Origin of the sequence: Actinoplanes subtropicus (assembly GCF_000721705.1) — a bacterium.
Classification (GTDB): domain Bacteria; phylum Actinomycetota; class Actinomycetes; order Mycobacteriales; family Micromonosporaceae; genus Actinoplanes; species Actinoplanes subtropicus.
Window position 1 is genome coordinate 55,665 of the sequence record NZ_JOJL01000010.1, and the last position, 17,197, is coordinate 72,861.

Below are 17,197 nucleotides of genomic sequence, written 5' to 3' on the forward strand. Positions count from 1 at the left end.
CCGAACCCGTAGGGTGAGCCTCAGGGCGGAGGGGGCTTCGATGACGCTGGTGACGTCCGGGCGGGTCACGACTACGGACCGGCGGTGGCTGGAGCGGGCGGTGGCGCTCGCCTGGCAGGCCCGGGAGCGCGGCGACCATCCGTTCGGCGCGCTGCTGGTCATCCCCGGCGACACCGTCATCGAGGCGCTCAACAGCGTCGTCACCAAGGCCGATCCGACCGGGCACGCGGAGACCAATCTGGTCCGCCTGGCCGGCCGTACCGACCTCGCGACCCGGTCCGCCGGCGTGCTGTACACCAGCACCGAGCCGTGCGCGATGTGCGCCGGGGCGATCTACTGGTCCGGGATCGGCCGGGTGGTCTTCGCGCTCTCCGAGGAGGGCCTGGCCGGCATGGTCGAGGACGAGGAGGGTGTGCCACCGCTCCGGCTGCCGAGCCGCGAGGTGTTCGCCCGCGGCGGTCGCGCGATCGTCGTGGACGGCCCGGTCGGTCTGGTCAGCGCCACCGCCGTACACGAAGGATTCTGGAGTTAGGGCCTACGGAAGTCTCCGGCGGCCGGCGAAGCCCAGGTCGGCGCGGTGGTACCAGGAAAGCGCTTCCTCGCCCTCGAGCCAGCACAGCAGCACCGGCACGCCGTCGAGGTCGGCCGGGAAGTCGACCAGCAACGGCGCGACGCCCTTCAGTTCGGCGCCGGTCTGCTGGATCTCGGTCATCAGCTCGTTGAGCCGGGCCTCGGCCGCCTTGCGCTCGGGCAGGCCGCCCAGCGCCGTCGGCTCGCCGCCCGGCGTCAGTGCCGCCGACAGTTCGACCAGATCGGCGCGGACGACGACAAGCTCGCGCAGAACCGGTCGCAACCGGTCGAGTTCGATCCGCGCCTGCGCCGGCGTGAAGAGCCCCATGCGGATCAAGCTAACGCAGAAGACGGGCGCGGGTAATCGGAGGATTCCGGATCTAAAGGATTTGAGGGAACAATCCTCCTTCACCATGGGCGCGCCTCATCCGTTCAGTGGGATCGCAATCACAGATTCACGACGTACAGTCCTGTCCTGAACGGTCCTTAACACCCGAGGAGGGCGTCGATGGCCAGCAGGGACACGCGGCAGGAGTTCGAGGACATCGTCGAGCGTCTGACCGCCGACTATCCGTCCTTGGCACGTACCGGCATGCCGCCGTGGCCGCGCCCGGTCCTGATCACCGTGCTCATCACCGGCGCGGTCGTGTGGGGCTTCCTGTCGGTGGCGATGGTCGCCTGGGGCCTGTGGGGCGTGGCGCTGACCTGCGCGACCGTCCTGGCCACCGCGGCCGCGCTGACCGTGCGGACGCATCGGTGGCGCGCCGGCCGCTGAGCCCGCCCCGGCGCCCAGATCACCTCGACTTCGAGCGCGCCCCGCCCCCGACCGATTTTTCCGATTTATCGGCGTATTACTGTCCCTTTATCCATGCGACGCTGATCCGCGCCCGCCATCAGGCCGTTCAGATTTTTGTCGGAGGGCCCCGCTAACCTTCGCGCCAGATTTCATGAACGAGGGGGTCGGGGTCAGTGCGGATCAAGAGCAAAAGCCTCACATCGTACGAGGAGGAGCCTTCCACCACCGCAGTGGCGGCCGTCTCCGCCTCCGCGCTGACGCCGGCTTCCCCGGCCCGCACCCTCTCTGCCGCGACCGCTGCCCCCTGCCTGGCCGATCCCGGGGCCCCCGCCGATGAGGACGAGTTCGTCCTTCCCGCGGCCTGGCAGCGGTATCGCTATGCGCGCCGCGGCAGCTCCGGGACGGTGACGTTCACCCCCGACCCGAAGGCCCGCGCGGTCGTCGACGAGGAGATCAAACGGGTCCCCAACCAGGTCAAGGTCGTTCTGGAGGCGGCCGGCACCGACCGGGAGGTCCGGCTCGCCGGCTTCGCCTGGCGCGACGGCGATCCCGCCGCTCCCCCGGTCGGCGCGGCCGCCGTGGCCGTCGCCGCCGGCCTGGGCAAGTGGAGCGACGTAGCCAGGATGGCCGCCTTCGCCGACCTCTGGATCGCCGAGCGCGGCCTGCTGTTCGCCGTCGAGGCCGCCGTCGAGACGATGGCCATGCGCGTCGCCGAGGACGGCCCGCGCGGCCCCCGGGGCCGGCACTCCTACTGTCTGCGCCCGATGGGCCCCGGCGACTCCCGCCACGGCTGGCAGGCCGACATCCAGCTGGTCATCCTCCTCCGGGCCCGGCAGGCGCTCGCCGCCGCCTCCGACGAGGACTATGCCGCCGCCCTGGCCCTGCTCGACCGCTACCGGGCCGGGTCGTCGTATGCCCGGGTCGCGGCCTCGGTGCTCGCCCCCGGCCGCGCCGACTGGGTCGAGCGGGATGTCGCCGACGCGGTCGCCGCCGGCGACCACTACCTGGCCACCGCCCTGCTCGCCGCGGCGGGCACCGGCGAGCAGCTGGCCGCCCTGGCGCCGGTGGTCAGCGGCTGGCCGCTGGTGCATTCGTTCCCGCTGCTCGTGACGCTGCTCGACGGCGCCGGCGCGGCCTGCGCGCCGCACCTGTTCACCTGGTTCGACGAGGACCGCGGCGCCGAGGGCCAGAAACGCCTGCTCTCCGCGGTCGCCGCGCTGCCCGGCGACGAGGTGATGACCGGCCTGATCGACCGGGTCGACACCAAGTACGTGACGCCCGCGCTGCTGGAGGCGGCCGAGCGGTTCCCGGCCCGGGCGCTGCGCCTGCTCGCCGAGGCCGGCCGCAAGCCGGCGATCGCCGACCTGCTGCGCGGCCACCTGGCCGCCCACCCGGGCCTGGTCGGCCGGGTCCGGCCCCGGCTCAGCGCCGAGGCGGCGGCCCGGGTCGACGCGATCGCCGCGTCCGCCGCCGCGATCGCCTTCGCCCCGGCCGAGGCGGTGCCGCCGCTGCTCGCGGAGCCGCCGTGGCTGCGCCGGGGCAAGGCCGCCAAGCCGGTGGTCGTTCCCGGCCTGACCTGTGCCGACGGGCCCACGATGGGCTGGCTGCCGGGCGAGCGGGCGGCGTGGCGGGAGACCGAGGCGCTGAATTGGCAGCCCGACAAGGACTGGCCCGGGGTGGCCCTGCGACTCGCCACCGGCCGCGCCCGCTGGTACGAGGTACTGCCGTTCTTCGGCGAGGCCCCCGAGGCGGTGGCCCGGCCGCTGCTCGGCAAGCTGGATTTCCGCGATTCCTACGACGCCGGGCCGTGGATGCGGGTGGTCGCCGCCCGGTTCGAGCTCGACGCGCTGCCGGCCCTGCTCAAGGGTGCCGCGCAGGCGCCGGCCGAGATCGCCGGGGCGCTCCTGCCGTACGCGGCACCGGCGATCGCGGTGCACATGGCCGACTGGCTGGCCCGGCTCAAGTCCGTCCGCCGCGCCGCGCTGGCCTGGCTGCTGCGGCACCCGGCCGAGGCCGCCCGCGCGCTGGTGCCGCCCGCGCTCGACAAGGCCGGCGCGCCCCGCCGCGCGGCCGAGCGGGCGCTGCTCGCCCTGCACACCAACGGGCACACCGCCGCTGTTCGGGAGGCCGCCCGGTCGTACGGGATCGATGCCGAGGCGGCGATCGAGACCCTGTTGTCGACCGACCCGCTGATGGTGCTGCCGGCCCGGATCCCGGCCAACCCGGCGTGGGCGGTCCCCGCGCTGCTGCCGCCGATCGCGTTGCGCGGCGGCGTGGGCGCCCTGCCGGCCGAGGCGGTGGCCCATGTCGTCACGGTGCTGGCGCTGTCCCGCCTGGACGATCCGTACGCAGGCTTGTCGGCTGTGAAGGAAGTTGGTGTTCCGGAATCGCTGGCCGAGTTCGCCTGGCAGCTGTTCCAGCGGTGGCAGGCGGCCGGCGCCGACTCGAAGGAGAGCTGGGTGCTCGACGCGCTCGGCCTGCTCGGCGACGACGAGACGGTCCGCCGGCTCACCCCGCTGATCCTGGCCTGGCCGGGCGAGGGCGGCCACGCGCGGGCGGTCACCGGCGTCGGCGTGCTCGCGGCGATCGGCACCGACGTGGCGCTGATGCACCTGCACGGCATTGCGCAGCGGGCCAGGTTCAAGGGGCTCAAGACGGCCGCCCAGCAGAAGATGGACGAGGTCGCGGCCGGGCTGGGTCTCGACGCGGAGCAGCTGGCCGACCGGCTCGTGCCCGGCTTCGGCCTGTCGGCGGACGGCAGCCTGCGCCTGGACTACGGCACGCGGCAGTTCCTGGTCGGCTTCGACGAGCAGCTGCGCCCGTTCGTGGCCGACGCCGACGGCAAGCGCCTCAAGGCCCTGCCCAAGCCGGGCGCCCGCGACGACGCCGAGCTGGCCCCGGCGGCGTACCAGGAATTCGCGGCCCTGAAGAAGGACGTGCGCACGGTCGCCGCCGATGTGATCCGCCGGCTCGAGCGAGCCATGGTGACCGGCCGGCGCTGGTCCGGCGCCGAGTTCCGGCAGCTGTTCGTCGGCCATCCGCTGTTGTGGCACATCGTCCGCCGCCTGGTCTGGGGCGTGTACGACGCGGAGGGGTCGCCGATCGGGGCGATCCGGGTCGCCGAGGACCGCAGCTGCTCCACGGTGGACGACGAGGAGACGACGCTCGCCGACGACGCGATCGTCGGGGTGGCGCACCCGCTGCACCTGGCCGAGGCGCTGGCGGCGTGGTCCGAGCTGTTCGCCGACTACGAGATCGTGCAGCCGTTCCCACAGCTGAACCGGTCGACGTTCGCGCTCACGCCGGAGGAGGCGGCGGCGAGCTCACTGCCCCGGTTCGAGGGCCGAGCCGTGCCGACCACGAAGCTGCTCGGCCTGGAACGGCGCGGCTGGCGGCGCGAGCAGCCGCAGGACGCCGGGGTGCAGGGGCATTTCGAGCTGGTCCTCGGGCCGAAACTGCAGATGGCGGTGTCACTCGACCCGGGCATCGTGGTCGGCATGCCCGCCGAGTTCCCGGAACAGAAGCTCGTCGGCGTCTTCCTGCACAACGGGCACGGCACCGGCTGGGGCCGCGCCGGCGACTCGCGGCTGCCGCTGAGCCGCCTGGATCCCGTCGCCGTGTCGGAGATCATCCGCGACCTGACCGACGTCATCGCCTGATTCGCTGGAGATACTGATGACTGTCCTCGAGGTCACCGACCCCGCCGACGCGGTGCAGCGCCCGCCCGCGGAGGTCCGCTTCGCCGACGAACTGGCCCGGCTGCGCGCCGCCGACACCGCCGCGCGGCCACCGGGCTGGCAGCTGAGCGTGCAGGCCGCCCGCCGGTTCGTCATCGGCGACCCGAAGCTGGCCGTGACCCGCAAGTTCGTCGGCGACCCGTCGCTCATCGACCGCGCGCTGATCACCCTGGCCACCAGCCGCGGGCTGATGCTGGTCGGCGAGCCCGGCACCGCCAAGTCGCTGCTGTCCGAGCTGCTCGCGGCGGCGGTCAGCGGCGCCTCCACGCTGACCATCCAGGGCGGCGCGGCCACCACGGAGGACGCGATCCGCTACTCGTGGAACTACGCGCTGCTGGTCGCCGAGGGCCCATCCACCCGCTCGCTGGTGCCGGCGCCGCTGCTGCGCGGCATGGCCGAGGGCCGCACGGTCCGGTTCGAGGAGATCACCCGCTGCCCCCTCGAAGTGCAGGACTGCCTGCTCTCGCCGCTCTCCGACCGGGTGCTCGCGATCCCCGAGCTGACCGGCCCGGAATCGATGGTGTTCGCCCGGGACGGCTTCAACATCATCGCCACCGCCAACACCCGCGACCGGGGTGTCAACGACATGAGCTCGGCCCTCAAGCGCCGCTTCAACTTCGAGACGGTCTTCCCGATCGCCGACTTCGGCACCGAGCTGACCCTGGTCGCCGACGAGGCCGCGAAGCTGCTGCGCCGCTCCGGGGTCACCGCCGAGCCCCGCCGGGACGTCCTCGAGGTGCTGGTCACCACGTTCCGCGAGCTGCGCACCGGCGAGACGGCCCGCGGCGACTCGATGGAGCGGCTGTCGGCGGTCATGTCCACCGCCGAGGCCGTCTCGGTGGCGCACGCGATCGGCCTGCGCGGCTGGTTCCTGCGTGGCGAGCCGGGCACGACCGAGGACCTGGTCGCCTGCCTGGCCGGCACCGCCGCCAAGGACAGCCCGGAAGACCTGGCCAAGCTGCGCCGATACCTGTCCCAGCAGGTCACCTGGCGCAAGGGCGACCAGTGGAAGGCCCTGCACGACGCCCGCCACCTGCTGCCGGGCTGAGCCATGCCGGTCACCTTCCTCGGCGTCCGCCACCACAGCCCCGCCTGCGCCCGGCTGGTGGGCGGCACGATCGCGCGGCTGCGGCCGGCGTACGTCCTGATCGAGGGCCCCGCCGACTTCAACCCGCGGATCGGCGAGCTGCTGCTCGGCCACGAGCTGCCGATCGCCGTCTTCAGCAGCTACCGCGACGACGCCCGCCGGCACGCGTCCTGGTCGCCGCTGTGCGACTACTCCCCCGAGTGGGCGGCGCTGACCGCGGGCGAGGCGGCCGGCGCGCGGCTGCGTTTCATCGACCTGCCGGCGTGGCACCCGGCCTTCGAGGATCGCGCCAACCGGTACGCGGACGCCGAGCTCCGGTACGCCGAGGTGATCGCCCGGTTGTGCCGGAGCTTCGACGTGGACAACGTGGACGCGCTGTGGGACCACCTGTTCGAGATCGCCCCCGAGGAGGGGCTGGCGGAGCGTCTCGACGCCTACTTCGACCTGATCCGCGGGGAGTCCCGGGCGAGCGACTCGGACACGGCCCGGGAGGCGTACATGTCGACCTGGGTCGAGGCGGCCGCGGCGGCAGCTGGGGATCGCCCGGTCGTGGTGGTCACGGGCGGCTTTCACCGGCCCGCCCTGGTGGCTGCCCACGCCCGCGCCGCATCCGACCGCACGGCATCGGAGCGGGCCGCTCCGGACGACGCGGCGCCGGGCCGAACCGCATCAGACGGCGCCGCGCCGGACCGGGCCGCGCCGGACCGCGGCGGGGCATCGTGGGCCGGCGGCGAGCCCCGCCCTGCCGAGGCGGACCGGGGGTGGCCGGCGGTGCCGGGGATGCCGGACGGGGCGGTCGGTGGGAGCTTTCTGGTGCCGTACTCGTTCCGGCGGCTGGACTCGTTCGACGGGTACCAGTCGGGGATGCCGTCGCCCGGGTACTACCAGGAGCTCTGGGAATCGGGGGCCGAGAGCGCGGGGCGGCGGCTCGTCGAGGCGGTGGCCGAGCGGCTGCGGGAGCGGAAGCAGCCGGTGTCGACGGCCGACCTGATCGCGGCGCGGGCCACGGCCGACGGGTTGGCGATCGTCCGCGGGCACCCCGTGGCGGGCCGCACCGACGTGCTGGACGGGCTGGCTTCGGCGCTGGTGAGCGAGGCTCTCGACGTACCGCTGCCGTGGTCTTCGCGGGGGATGCTCGGGGCCGGCAGCCATCCGGTCGTGGTCGAGATGGTCGCGGCGCTCAGCGGGAGTCGCGTCGGGCGGCTGCACCCCGCCACGCCCGCGCCGCCCCTGGTGCACGACCTCGACGCCGAGCTGGCCCGCTCGGGGCTGGACGGGATCGACGACCTCGACCTCGATCTGGCCCGGGACTCCGACCGGGAGCGCAGCCGCACGCTGCACCGGGTGCGGGTGCTGGGCGTGCCGGGGTTCGTGCGCGAGTCCGGGCCGGCCACCGGGCTGGAACCGGTGCTGCGCGAGCGCTGGACGCTGCGGCCGAGCAACGACCGGCTGTCCGCGGTGATCGAGGCGGGGGCGTACGGGGCGACGCTCGCCGACGCGTGCGCGGCCGTGCTCGCCGAACGGGCGGCCCTCGCCGGGCGCGACGTCGATGTGCTGGCCGGCGTGCTGTTCGACGCGGCGCTCGCCGGCTCGGCCGACGTCTCCGGGCGCACCCTCGCCGACATCGAGGCCACCGTCGGCGCCGCGGGCGAGCTGGGCACGCTCGGCAAGATGCTCGCGGTGGTGCTCACCATGTGGCGGCACGACCGGGTGCTGGGCACCGCGCACAGCGGCACCCTCGGCGCGGTGATCGCCGCCGCGGTCCGCCGGATCCTGTGGCTGGCCGAGGGAGTGCACGGCGGGACGGCCCCGGCCGAACCGGCCCGGATCGCCGCGCTGGCCGCCTGCCGCGACGCCCTCCGGCACGCGGGCGATCGGCTCGGCCTCGACCCCTCGGCGGCGCTGGAGGTGGCCGGCCGGGTCGCCGCCGACGTACAGGCGCCGCCCGACCTGCGGGGTGCGGCGTTCGGGTTTCGCTGGGCCCTCTCACCCGCTCGCCCGACATCACCCATTCCCGATTCCGCCGGCCCGGATCCCGCCGGCCCGGATCCCGCCGGTCCGGATGCCGCCGACGTGATCGGGGCGGCGGCCGGGGCGGACGACGGGCTGGATCCGGTGCGGGCGGTGCGCGGGGCGTTTCAGCCGCGCGGCGCCGGAGACTGGCTGGCGGGGCTGTTCGCGCTGGCGCGGGAGGAGGTGCTGCACGACGGGCGGGTGGTCGGGCTGCTCGACGAGCTCATGTCGGGGCTGTCGGCCGAGGACTTCCTGGTCGCGCTGCCCGCGCTGCGGCAGGCCTTCGAGTACTTCCCGCCCCGGGAACGCGAGGCCATCGCCGATCAGGTGCTGGCCCGGCGCGGCAGGGGCGGCGGCGGCCGGCGGCTGTTGCGGAGCGCGGACGATCCCGAGGTCGTCGCGGCCGGGATGGCGCTGGACGACCTCGTGGAGGCCGTGCTGCGGCGGGAGGCACTGTTGGGGGCCGGGCATGACCGATCCTGACCTGGAACGGTGGCGTCTCGTGCTGGGCGAGCCGGCGGCCGCGGCCGGTGAGCTGAGCGAGGAGTCGCGGCGGCGGGACGCCGCGCTCGACTGGCTCTACGGCCGGGACGGCGAGAACGAGCGGCGGGACGTGCGCCGCGGCGGCGGGCGGGCCGGCGGCGGGCGGGCCGGCGGCAGTGGGCCGTCCGCGCTGACCACGGTGGACTGGCTCACCGACATCAACCGGCTGTTCCCGAAGGAGACCGTCGAGCGGCTGCAGCGCGACGCCGTCGAGCGCTACGAGATCACCGACCTCGTCACCGACCCGGAGGTGCTGGCGAGCGTCGAGCCGAACCCGGGGTTGCTGCGCGCGGTGCTGCAGACCAAGTACCTGATGAACCCGGAGGTACTGCGGCTGGCCCGGCGGATTGTCGAGGCGGTGGTCCGGGACCTGATGGCGAAGATGGCCACCGAGGTGCGGGCCGCGTTCAGCGGCGCCCGGGCGCGCCGGCCCAGCCGGTGGAAGCAGGCCCGGGATTTCGACGTGACCCGGACGCTGCGGGCCAACCTCGGGCACTACCGGCCGGACGAGCGGCGGCTCTACATCGAAACCCCGCACTTCTTCTCCCGTACGCGCCGGCACGTCGACCAATGGCAGGTGATCCTGCTCGTCGACCAGTCCGGATCGATGGTCGACTCGGTCATCCACTCGGCGGTGACCGCCGCCTGCTTGTGGGGGCTGCCGGGCGTTCGTACCCACCTGATCGCCTTCGACACCGAGGTGGTGGACCTGACCAGCGACGTCGACGACCCGGTCGAGCTGCTGATGAAGGTGCAGCTGGGCGGCGGCACCGACATCCAGCGGGCGGTACGGTACGCGGCCGGCCTGATCGAGCGGCCGCGGCGGGCGATCGTCGCGGTGATCAGCGACTTCTTCGAGGGCGGGTCGCCGGAGCCGCTGATCCGGACGGTTCGCGAACTGGTCGAGCAGGGGTCGAAGGTGCTCTGCCTGGCGGCGCTGGACGAGGGCGCGAACCCTTCCTACGACCGGGAGACCGGGCAGCGGCTGGCCAACGCGGGCGCCGCGGTGGGCGCGATGACGCCGGGGCAGCTGGCCGAGTTCGTCGCCGAGCAGGTGGCCCGATGAGGGGCGACCTGCTGGCGCTGACGCCGGAGACCCTCGCCGAGCTGACCAACCGGGGGCTGGTCAAGCGGGCGACGCGCGAGGTCGAGCGGGAGGCGCCGGCGCTGTCGGAGGAGCCGGACGGCACGGTCCACGCCACCACCGCCGACGGGACCAGCACGACGCTGCCGCCGGGGGCGCTGGAGTCGGGCAAATGCGGCTGCGGCGCGCCGGGTATCTGCCGGCACATCGTCGGGTTGGTCCTTGCCTACCGAGGCTGGGTCGAGGCCGAGGCTCCGGCGGGGGAAGCCCCGGAGTGGTCACCCGGCGACGTCACCGACGATGAGCTGGCGGGGCGGATCGGCGAGCGGATGATGGCCGCGGCCCGGCGGGTGGAGCGAGCGGGATACGTGGCTCGGGTGCATCGGGGGCGGCCGGGAGATCCGGTGCCGACCGTCGAGCTGCCGACGGCCACCGTGCGGTTCCTCGTGCCGGGGAAACTCGAGTTCGCGCAGACCGACGCGGTCGGCGGGACGCGGGACGACGTGGTCGCCCTGGCGGTGTGGGCGGTCCGGGTCGCGGACGCGGAGGCGCCGGGCGAGGCCGACGTCCAGGTGCAGGTGGGCGGAGGCGCGCCAGGGCCGGGCGAGGGCGCGCGGCCGGGCCTGGAGGGGGCGGTCGCACTGGCCGGGCTGGTGCTGCGGGAGGGCGCGGTGCATCTCGGCGGGGGGATCGAGGCCGAGGTCGCTGCCGTACGGCGGGAGCTCGAGTCGGCGCGGATGCGGTGGCCGTTGCTCGCGGTGGACGACCTGGCCGGCCAGTTGGTGGCGTATCGGGAGCGGAGCGCCCGGTATCGGCCGGAGGCGCTGGCCGAGCATGTGGCGGAGCTGTTCGCGCGGCATCGGTCGGTGACCCGGGGCGGGGCGAGCCTGGTGTCGCGGGTGCTCGGGACGGACGAGGCCTCGGCGACTCCGCTGCGGCGGGCGCGGCTCGACGGACTGGGCGCCCGGGTGACGGCGGTGGGCGAGGAGCGGGTGGTCGACGTGTTTCTCGCGCACGCCGAGAGCGCGGCCGTTCTGGTGCTCCGCCGGGCGTACGCAACCGGGGAAGTTGGTCCGGCGCTGGGCGAACGTCGCGTCGCGGGAGTGCGCATCGCGGCGCTCGCGGGCGGGGCAGTGATCACCGAATCGGCGGCGCGCAGCGCCAGCCGCACCGTGCGGCTCGGCACCCGGCGGCTCAGCCGGACCGAGGCGATGACCTCGCGCGGCGCGTGGGAGGAGCTGCCGCGGGCGCTGATCGCCGACGACCTGACCGCGCTCGCCGCTGAGCTGGACGCGCTGCCGCCGCGGCCGGTGCGCGCCCGGGTCGAGGCCGAGCTGGTGCGGGTCGTCCCGATCGCCGAGGTGATCTCGGTGAGCTACGCGCCGGGCGCCCAGCGGCTCGACGCGGTGATCGCCGACCGGAGCGGCACCACGGCGATCGTCACCGCCACGCACGCGGCCTGCGCGCCCGGGCGGCTGGACGGGGTGGCCGCCGCGCTCGCCGGCGACGTGCGGTATGTGGCCGGCAGCGTGCGGCGCGGCGGGGGCGGCGTCATCGTCGAGCCGATCGGCTTCGCGGTGGGCGACGGCGTGCTGGTGCCCGACCTCACCCCGGCCGGGGACCGCGCCGACCCGGGCGACCGGCCGGAGCCCACCTCGGACCCGCTGGGGCACGCGCTCGAGGAGGCGTTGTCGCTGCTGGCCGAGGTCGCGCACCGCGGGTTGCTGCACACACCGCCCACCATGCCGCAGCGGCTGCGCCAGGCCGCCGCCGCGCTGACCCGGGTCGGCCTGCGCCGGGCCGGCGCGGCGACCACGACGCTGGCCGGGTTGCTCGGTCCGGATCCCGGGGAGGAGGCCGTGGCGGCCTGGGCCGACGCGTACCTGCGGGTGAGCGTGGCCGCCGAACGCTGGTAACCGACACGTGGCCGGTCGGGCGGCGGATAGACCCTGCCCGCGAAGGTCGATGAGCTGATCGATATCCCTTCGGGAGGTAGCGATGAGCCAGCCACCGAGCTCCGCACCGCCGTGGCCCGAGCAGTGGGCGGTGCAGGCGTCCGTCGAGGTGGAACGGATCGGCAACCGGCTCGACGCGGTCACGGCCCGCGGGCTGAACCGCGCCGAGGCCGCGTCCAAGGCGGCCGTGACCCGGCACCTCGAGCAGGCGTGGGACGCCTGCCGCGCCACCGGCAAACACCGATGGCGCGGCTGGCGTGACCGGTGGCGGGGGTCGTCGGTGGAGCGGGCCTTCCTCCACCTGCACGCTGCCAAGATCTTCCTGGTCGACCTGCTTCCGCCGGTGGAACTCGAGGCCCTGGTGCCGGACGTGACCACCCGGCTGGCGATGGCGCTGGACCGCAACGACCCGCGCCGGGTGGAGGCGGAGGCGCAGCTGCGGACGGTGCAGGGGCCGGCCCGCCGGGCGGTGCTGAAGCAGGCGATGGAGGTCGCCTACGACGCGTCCGACGAGCAGTACGTACGGCTGCGGGACTTCCGCAACATCATCCTGCTCACCGCGCTCACCATGGCGGCGCTGACCGGGTTGCTGGTGTTCTTCGTGGCGGTCTTCCCGGAGGCGATCCCGCTGTGCTTCAAGCCGGGGGTGACCACCGCGGCGACCACCACGCAGTCGGCGCAGCAGCTGTTCAGCGTGTGCCCGAGCGGGGATCTGCCGCAGCAGCAGCCCGAGGCCGGGGACATCCTGATCGTGGCGGGGCTGGGTGCGATCGGCGGGGCGCTGGGTGCGCTGGTGGCGATCCGGAATCTGCGGGGGACCTCGACGCCGTACTCGGTGGCCACGGCGCTGGCGATCCTCAAGGGGCCGTCGGGGGCGCTGACCGCGATCATCGGGATGCTGTTGCTGGCCGGCGGGTTCGTGCCGGGGCTGACCAATCTGGACAGTCAGCGGCAGATACTGGCGTACGCGCTGGTGTTCGGGATCGCGCAGCAGTTGGTCACGCGGGTGGCGGACGATCGGGCGCAGCAACTGCTCAATCAGTTGCCCAGCAAGGATCCGCAGGGGCAGACGGCGCAGGTGGCGCCGCTCAACCGTCCGGCGCCGGCCGTACCGGACACGGCGGGAACCGGGGACGGCGATGGGGCCACGTCGCCGCCGGACGGGGCGGGGATGACCAACGGCGATCGCCCGTTGTTCGAGCCGTCGGACGCGGCCACGGTGCCCGCCGCGGGGAGTGGCGAGTCGGTGCCGGCGGTCCTCGAGGGAGCGGACCGGCCGGTGCCCGATGGCGAGGTGCGTCAGCCGGCCGGCTGAAGGGACCGCTTCGACTCGCTCAGTGGGTCGGGCGGCTGTTTGCGGGCGGGGTGTCCACGAGGGCGGCCAGGTGGTGGACGGCCGGGTTGGTGGCGTCGGCGGGATAGGCCAGCGCGATCTCGACCGTGGGCACCGGCTCGGTGAAGCGGCGCAGCCGGACGCCGGGGACCTTGAGCGCGCGGGCGCGGCCGGCCGGCACCGCGGCGATCACCGTGCCCTCGGCGACGGCGCGCAGGAGCTGTTCGTCGTCGGGCTCGTGCCGCACCAGATGGAAGCCGCCGGCCGGCCAGACCTGGGCGATGGTCCGGTCGAACATGCCCGGGCCGTTCTCGCGCGGCCACATCACCGCCGGCAGGCCCACGATGTCGGGGCGGGAGATCCGGCGGCGGGCCGCTAGCGGGTGGTTCTCCGGGACGGCCAGCAGCAGCTCCTCGCTGTCCAGGTGGCGGCAGACGAGGGCCGGCTCGTCGAGCGGCGGGCGGACGAACGCGGCATCGAAGCGGCCGGCCAGCAAGCCGGCCACGTTGGGCGCGGTCCAGCCGGTCTCGGGCACCACCTCCACCTGCGGGTGTTCCCGGCGGAAGCGGGCCACCAGCGCATCGACCCGGCCGCCGCGCGCCGATCGGGTGTAGGCGAGGCGCAGCCGGCCCTCCCGGCCGCGCACGGCGGCCCGGATCCGCGCGGCGGCCGCGTCGGCGTCGGCCAGCAGGCGGGTGGCCTCCTCGAAGACCCGTTCGCCGATCGGGGTCAGCGTGCAGCCGCGGGCGTGCCGGACGACCAGTTCGGCGCCCAGCTGGCGTTCGAGCGCGCGGATGTGCTGGCTGAGCGCCGGTTGGGTGAGATGCAGCCGGGCGGCGGCGCGGGTGAAGTGCAACTCCTCGGCCAGCGCCTGAAACGATCGCCATCGCTCAAAATCGGCCCCGGCGAGGCGCTCCTCGCCCGTTTCCGAGCGGCCGGCGCCGGCGGGGCGCGCGCCCGGCGATGCGGTTTCCGACGAAGCCATGTCCGGAGGATATGCAGCCACGGGCGGGCGAGGGATAACCGTTCCTTATGGCTGGTGCGGCAAACGGAATTGGAAAGCGGCGACCGCGCACCCGCACGATCGATGGCATGACCGATGTGATTGTGGTGGGCGGCGGGGTGATCGGGCTGACCGCGGCCATCCGGCTGCAGGAGCGCGGCGCCGGCGTGACGGTGTGGACGGCGGACGAGCCCGAGCAAACGGTTTCCAGCGTCGCGGCGGCGGTCTGGTACCCGACCCACACCGACGGCGAACCCCGGGTGCTGCGGTGGGCGGCCGACACGTACGCGGAGTTCCGGCGGCAGGTCGACGCCGGCGTCCCGGGCACACTGCTGCGCCGGACCCGCAACCTGCTCCGCCGCCGCGTCACCGAACTGCCCTGGTGGGCGCCCGCCGTCGGTCAGGTCGACCTGCGGGACGGCACCGGCCCGTACGCGAACGAACTCGTCTTTCCGGCCCCGGTCGCCGAGATGGGCAGCTACCTGCGGTGGCTGCGCGACCAGGTCGAACACGTCGAGCGGCGCACCGTCCGCAACCTCGGTGACGTGCCGGCGGAGGTGGTGGTCAACGCGACCGGGCTGGCGGCCGGGCGGCTGTGCGGCGATCCGGCGGTCCAGCCGGCGCGCGGCCACATCGTGATCGTCCGGAACCCCGGCCTGGACGAGTCGTTGCGGGACGAGGACGACCCGGCCGGCGTCACCTACGTGCATCCGCGCGCCACGGATGTGGTGCTCGGCGGCTCGTTCGACGTGGGCCGCGCGGACACCGGCCCCGACCAGGCCGAGGCCGCCGCGATCGTCGAGCGCTGCACGCGGCTGGTCCCGCGGCTGGCCGGCGCGAAGGTCCTGGCCGATCGGATCGGCCTGCGCCCGGTCCGGCACGGCGGCCCGCGCGTCGAGCGGGAGGAGACCCCGGCGGGCCGGCGGATCGTGCACACCTACGGCCATGGCGGCGCCGGCATGACCCTGTCCTGGGGCTGCGCCGACGAAGTGACCCGGCTCGCCCTCGACTGATCACCACCGAGCACCGGACGGCGGCGTGCGAAGATCGGCGGCATGGCGAGGGTTCAGATCGATCAGGTTGACGGGGTCGCCGTGGTGCGGCTCGCGAACGGCAAGGTCAACGCGCTCGACCTGGAACTCCTGGAGGAGATCACCGACGTCTTCCACGGGATCACCGCGGACTCGGTGGTGCTTACCGGCGCCGGGCCGAACTTCTCCGCCGGGGTCGACCTGTGGCGCGTGGCCGAGGGCGGTGCCGACTACGTACGAGCGTTTCTGCCCGCTCTCGATCGGGCGTTCCTCGCCGTCTTCGGCCTCGGGAAGCCGACCGTCGCCGCGATCAACGGGCATGCGGTCGCGGGCGGGGCGATCCTCGCCGCGGCCTGCGACCACCGGGTCATGGCGACCGGCCGGGGCACGATCGGCGTCACCGGCATGCTGGTCGGGATGGCGTTCCCGCCCACCGCGCTGGAGATCCTCGGGTACGGGTTCGGCGAGCCGGGCGCCCGTCGCGCCGCGCTGACCGGGCACAAGCTCGACCCGGCGGAGGCGCTCGCGGCCGGTTACGTCGACGAGCTCACGGCGCCGGACCTGCTGGTCGACACCGCCGTCGCCCGGGCCCGGCCGCCCGCCTCGCCGGACGCGTACCGGCTGACCAAGGAGCAGCTCCAAGCGGGCGTGCACGAGCGGCTGGCCCGGCGGCGGCCGGTCTTCGACCCGCAGATCCTGGACCTGTGGCTGGCCGCGATCGAAGACGGCCGGATCCCGCGGTACATGGCGTCGCTCGGCGGCCCGGAACGCGCTCGCTGACTTTCCCGCGCATGGGCAGCCGCCGGTAGCCGACGTCACAGCCCAAGTAGTTGACGCGTCATCCGTGTCCGGCGCACGATTGACGCGTCAATCATCTGGGGTGACGCATGAAGAACACCGCCGCCGTCGAACGCCGCCGGCTGACCTCCGCGGAGCTGGCCGTCTGGCGCTCGCTGTTCGACACCACCGCCGAGCTGCGCCGCCGGCTGGCCGCCCAACTGGCCGCCGACTCCGGCCTCTCCCCCGGCGACTACGCGGTCCTGCTCGCCCTCGCCGAGGCGGCCGGCCGCCGGTTGCGCTCGTCCGAGCTGGCCGACGCGATCGATTGGGAACGCAGCCGCCTCTCCCATCACGTCGGCCGGATGGAGAAGCGTGGCCTGATCGAGCGGGTCGAGTGCGCGACCGACAGCCGCGGCGCCGAGGTCGTGCTGACCGAGGACGGCGCCCGCATCTTCCGCAACGCGACCGCCCCGCACGCCCGGGCCATCAAGCGGCACTTCGGCGACGCGCTCAGCCCCGCCCAGTTCGACGCCCTCGACGACATCCTGCGCGCCCTCACCACCCACCTGGAGGCCACCCGATGAGCCACATCGCCGTGCTGGGCGCGGGTCACACCGGCCCGATCGTCGCCCGGATGGCCGTCGAGGGCGGTCACCGGGTGTCGATCGCGACGTCCGGCGACCCGGACCGGATCGCGCTGATCGCCCAGGTGCTCGCGCCGGGCGCGGAGGCGCGCTGGGCCGGCGACGCCGTCCGGGAGGCGGACGTCGTGGTGCTCGCCCTGCCGATGCACGCCTTCCTCGAGCTCGACCCCGCGCCGTTCGCGGGCAAACTGGTCGTCGACATCATGAACTACTGGCCGCCCAACGACGGCGTGCTCGCGCTGTTCGAGAACACCGATCGCGGCAGCAGCGCGGTGGTCGGCGAGCGGCTGGCCGGCGCCACGGTCGTGAAGACGCTCAACCACATCGGCTACCACGACATGGACGTACGGCGGCGGCCCGCGGGCGCGGCCGGCCGGTTGGCGCTCGGCGTGGCGGGCGACGACCCGGCCGCCGTCGACACGGTCGCCGACCTGATCGACGCGTTCGGCTTCGATCCGGTCCGCTTCGGTTCGCTCGCCGCCGGTCGCGGTTTCGAGCCCGGGCAGCCGGTCTTCGGCGCCCTGCTCACCCGCTCCGAGTTCCTCGACGAGCTGGGGTCGCCCGCGATCAGTGGGTGACCCCGGGCACCTCCGCGCGTGCGCGCGCGCCCGGCCGCCTAGG

At 74.5% G+C, this 17,197-nt stretch carries 14 protein-coding genes; 12 read left to right on the forward strand and 2 right to left on the reverse strand.

What is annotated here, in order from left to right:
- Positions 1-40: 40 nt before the first annotated feature.
- The gene (locus IH26_RS0115555; protein WP_030436902.1) at positions 41-532 is read left to right on the forward strand and encodes a nucleoside deaminase; all 492 of its coding nucleotides are present in this window, start codon (positions 41-43) and stop codon (positions 530-532) included.
- Positions 533-535: 3 nt separating this feature from the next.
- Here IH26_RS0115555 and IH26_RS0115560 read toward each other — a convergent pair whose 3' ends face one another.
- Positions 536-898, reverse strand: coding sequence for a DUF2203 domain-containing protein (locus IH26_RS0115560; RefSeq protein ID WP_030436903.1), 363 nt, complete (start codon positions 896-898; stop codon positions 536-538).
- Positions 899-1,078: 180 nt separating this feature from the next.
- Between IH26_RS0115560 and IH26_RS0115565 the strand changes: the two genes are divergently transcribed.
- From IH26_RS0115565 to IH26_RS0115595, 7 genes are all read left to right on the forward strand, one after another.
- Positions 1,079-1,345, forward strand: a complete 267-nt coding sequence (locus IH26_RS0115565; RefSeq protein ID WP_030436904.1) for a hypothetical protein — start codon at positions 1,079-1,081, stop codon at positions 1,343-1,345.
- Positions 1,346-1,539: 194 nt separating this feature from the next.
- On the forward strand, positions 1,540-5,025 hold the full coding sequence (locus tag IH26_RS0115570; RefSeq protein ID WP_084598851.1) for a DUF4132 domain-containing protein: 3,486 nt from the start codon (positions 1,540-1,542) through the stop codon (positions 5,023-5,025).
- A 16-nt stretch (positions 5,026-5,041) separates the two neighbouring features.
- Positions 5,042-6,151, forward strand: coding sequence for an ATP-binding protein (locus tag IH26_RS0115575; protein ID WP_051808175.1), 1,110 nt, complete (start codon positions 5,042-5,044; stop codon positions 6,149-6,151).
- 3 nt (positions 6,152-6,154) lie between these two features.
- Positions 6,155-8,686: a DUF5682 family protein gene (locus tag IH26_RS62845; protein ID WP_034215281.1), complete on the forward strand. Its 2,532-nt coding sequence runs from the start codon at positions 6,155-6,157 to the stop codon at positions 8,684-8,686.
- Positions 8,673-9,812 carry a VWA domain-containing protein gene (locus IH26_RS0115585; protein WP_030436908.1) on the forward strand — a complete coding sequence of 380 codons (1,140 nt, stop codon included), beginning with the start codon at positions 8,673-8,675 and terminating at the stop codon, positions 9,810-9,812. The genes IH26_RS62845 and IH26_RS0115585 overlap by 14 nt, the downstream gene beginning before the upstream one ends.
- Positions 9,809-11,746 carry a hypothetical protein gene (locus IH26_RS0115590; protein WP_030436909.1) on the forward strand — a complete coding sequence of 646 codons (1,938 nt, stop codon included), beginning with the start codon at positions 9,809-9,811 and terminating at the stop codon, positions 11,744-11,746. The genes IH26_RS0115585 and IH26_RS0115590 overlap by 4 nt, the downstream gene beginning before the upstream one ends.
- 82 nt (positions 11,747-11,828) lie before the next feature.
- Positions 11,829-13,100: a hypothetical protein gene (locus IH26_RS0115595; RefSeq protein ID WP_030436910.1), complete on the forward strand. Its 1,272-nt coding sequence runs from the start codon at positions 11,829-11,831 to the stop codon at positions 13,098-13,100.
- 19 nt (positions 13,101-13,119) lie between these two features.
- On the opposite strand, the gene IH26_RS0115600 is transcribed toward IH26_RS0115595, so the two are convergent.
- Positions 13,120-14,103 carry a LysR family transcriptional regulator gene (locus tag IH26_RS0115600; RefSeq protein WP_084598852.1) on the reverse strand — a complete coding sequence of 328 codons (984 nt, stop codon included), beginning with the start codon at positions 14,101-14,103 and terminating at the stop codon, positions 13,120-13,122.
- A 107-nt stretch (positions 14,104-14,210) separates the two neighbouring features.
- On the opposite strand from IH26_RS0115600, the gene IH26_RS0115605 reads away from it, so the two are divergent.
- The 4 genes from IH26_RS0115605 to IH26_RS0115620 all read left to right on the forward strand — a co-directional run bounded on the left by IH26_RS0115605 (position 14,211) and on the right by IH26_RS0115620 (position 17,154).
- Entirely contained in the window at positions 14,211-15,134 is a 924-nt protein-coding gene (locus IH26_RS0115605) for an FAD-dependent oxidoreductase (RefSeq protein ID WP_030436912.1), read from the forward strand.
- Positions 15,135-15,176: 42 nt separating this feature from the next.
- Positions 15,177-15,932 (forward strand): enoyl-CoA hydratase/isomerase family protein, encoded by a 756-nt coding sequence (locus IH26_RS0115610; protein ID WP_030436913.1) that lies wholly within the window; start codon positions 15,177-15,179, stop codon positions 15,930-15,932.
- A gap of 107 nt (positions 15,933-16,039) precedes the next feature.
- Positions 16,040-16,516, forward strand: coding sequence for a MarR family winged helix-turn-helix transcriptional regulator (locus IH26_RS0115615; RefSeq protein ID WP_030436914.1), 477 nt, complete (start codon positions 16,040-16,042; stop codon positions 16,514-16,516).
- Positions 16,513-17,154 (forward strand): NADPH-dependent F420 reductase, encoded by a 642-nt coding sequence (locus tag IH26_RS0115620; protein ID WP_030436915.1) that lies wholly within the window; start codon positions 16,513-16,515, stop codon positions 17,152-17,154. Before IH26_RS0115615 ends, IH26_RS0115620 begins: the two co-directional genes overlap by 4 nt.
- The last annotated feature ends 43 nt before the right edge of the window (positions 17,155-17,197 follow it).

Bases quoted from the DNA above. Each gene is read 5' to 3' on its own strand.
- IH26_RS0115555 (WP_030436902.1), top strand. From the start codon at position 41: ATGACGCTGGTGACGTCCGGGCGGGTCACGACTACGGACCGGCGGTGG.
- IH26_RS0115560 (WP_030436903.1), bottom strand. From the start codon at position 898: ATGGGGCTCTTCACGCCGGCGCAGGCGCGGATCGAACTCGACCGGTTG.
- IH26_RS0115565 (WP_030436904.1), top strand. From the start codon at position 1,079: ATGGCCAGCAGGGACACGCGGCAGGAGTTCGAGGACATCGTCGAGCGT.
- IH26_RS0115575 (WP_051808175.1), top strand. From the start codon at position 5,042: ATGACTGTCCTCGAGGTCACCGACCCCGCCGACGCGGTGCAGCGCCCG.
- IH26_RS62845 (WP_034215281.1), top strand. From the start codon at position 6,155: ATGCCGGTCACCTTCCTCGGCGTCCGCCACCACAGCCCCGCCTGCGCC.
- IH26_RS0115585 (WP_030436908.1), top strand. From the start codon at position 8,673: ATGACCGATCCTGACCTGGAACGGTGGCGTCTCGTGCTGGGCGAGCCG.
- IH26_RS0115590 (WP_030436909.1), top strand. From the start codon at position 9,809: ATGAGGGGCGACCTGCTGGCGCTGACGCCGGAGACCCTCGCCGAGCTG.
- IH26_RS0115595 (WP_030436910.1), top strand. From the start codon at position 11,829: ATGAGCCAGCCACCGAGCTCCGCACCGCCGTGGCCCGAGCAGTGGGCG.
- IH26_RS0115600 (WP_084598852.1), bottom strand. From the start codon at position 14,103: ATGGCTTCGTCGGAAACCGCATCGCCGGGCGCGCGCCCCGCCGGCGCC.
- IH26_RS0115605 (WP_030436912.1), top strand. From the start codon at position 14,211: ATGACCGATGTGATTGTGGTGGGCGGCGGGGTGATCGGGCTGACCGCG.
- IH26_RS0115610 (WP_030436913.1), top strand. From the start codon at position 15,177: ATGGCGAGGGTTCAGATCGATCAGGTTGACGGGGTCGCCGTGGTGCGG.
- IH26_RS0115615 (WP_030436914.1), top strand. From the start codon at position 16,040: ATGAAGAACACCGCCGCCGTCGAACGCCGCCGGCTGACCTCCGCGGAG.
- IH26_RS0115620 (WP_030436915.1), top strand. From the start codon at position 16,513: ATGAGCCACATCGCCGTGCTGGGCGCGGGTCACACCGGCCCGATCGTC.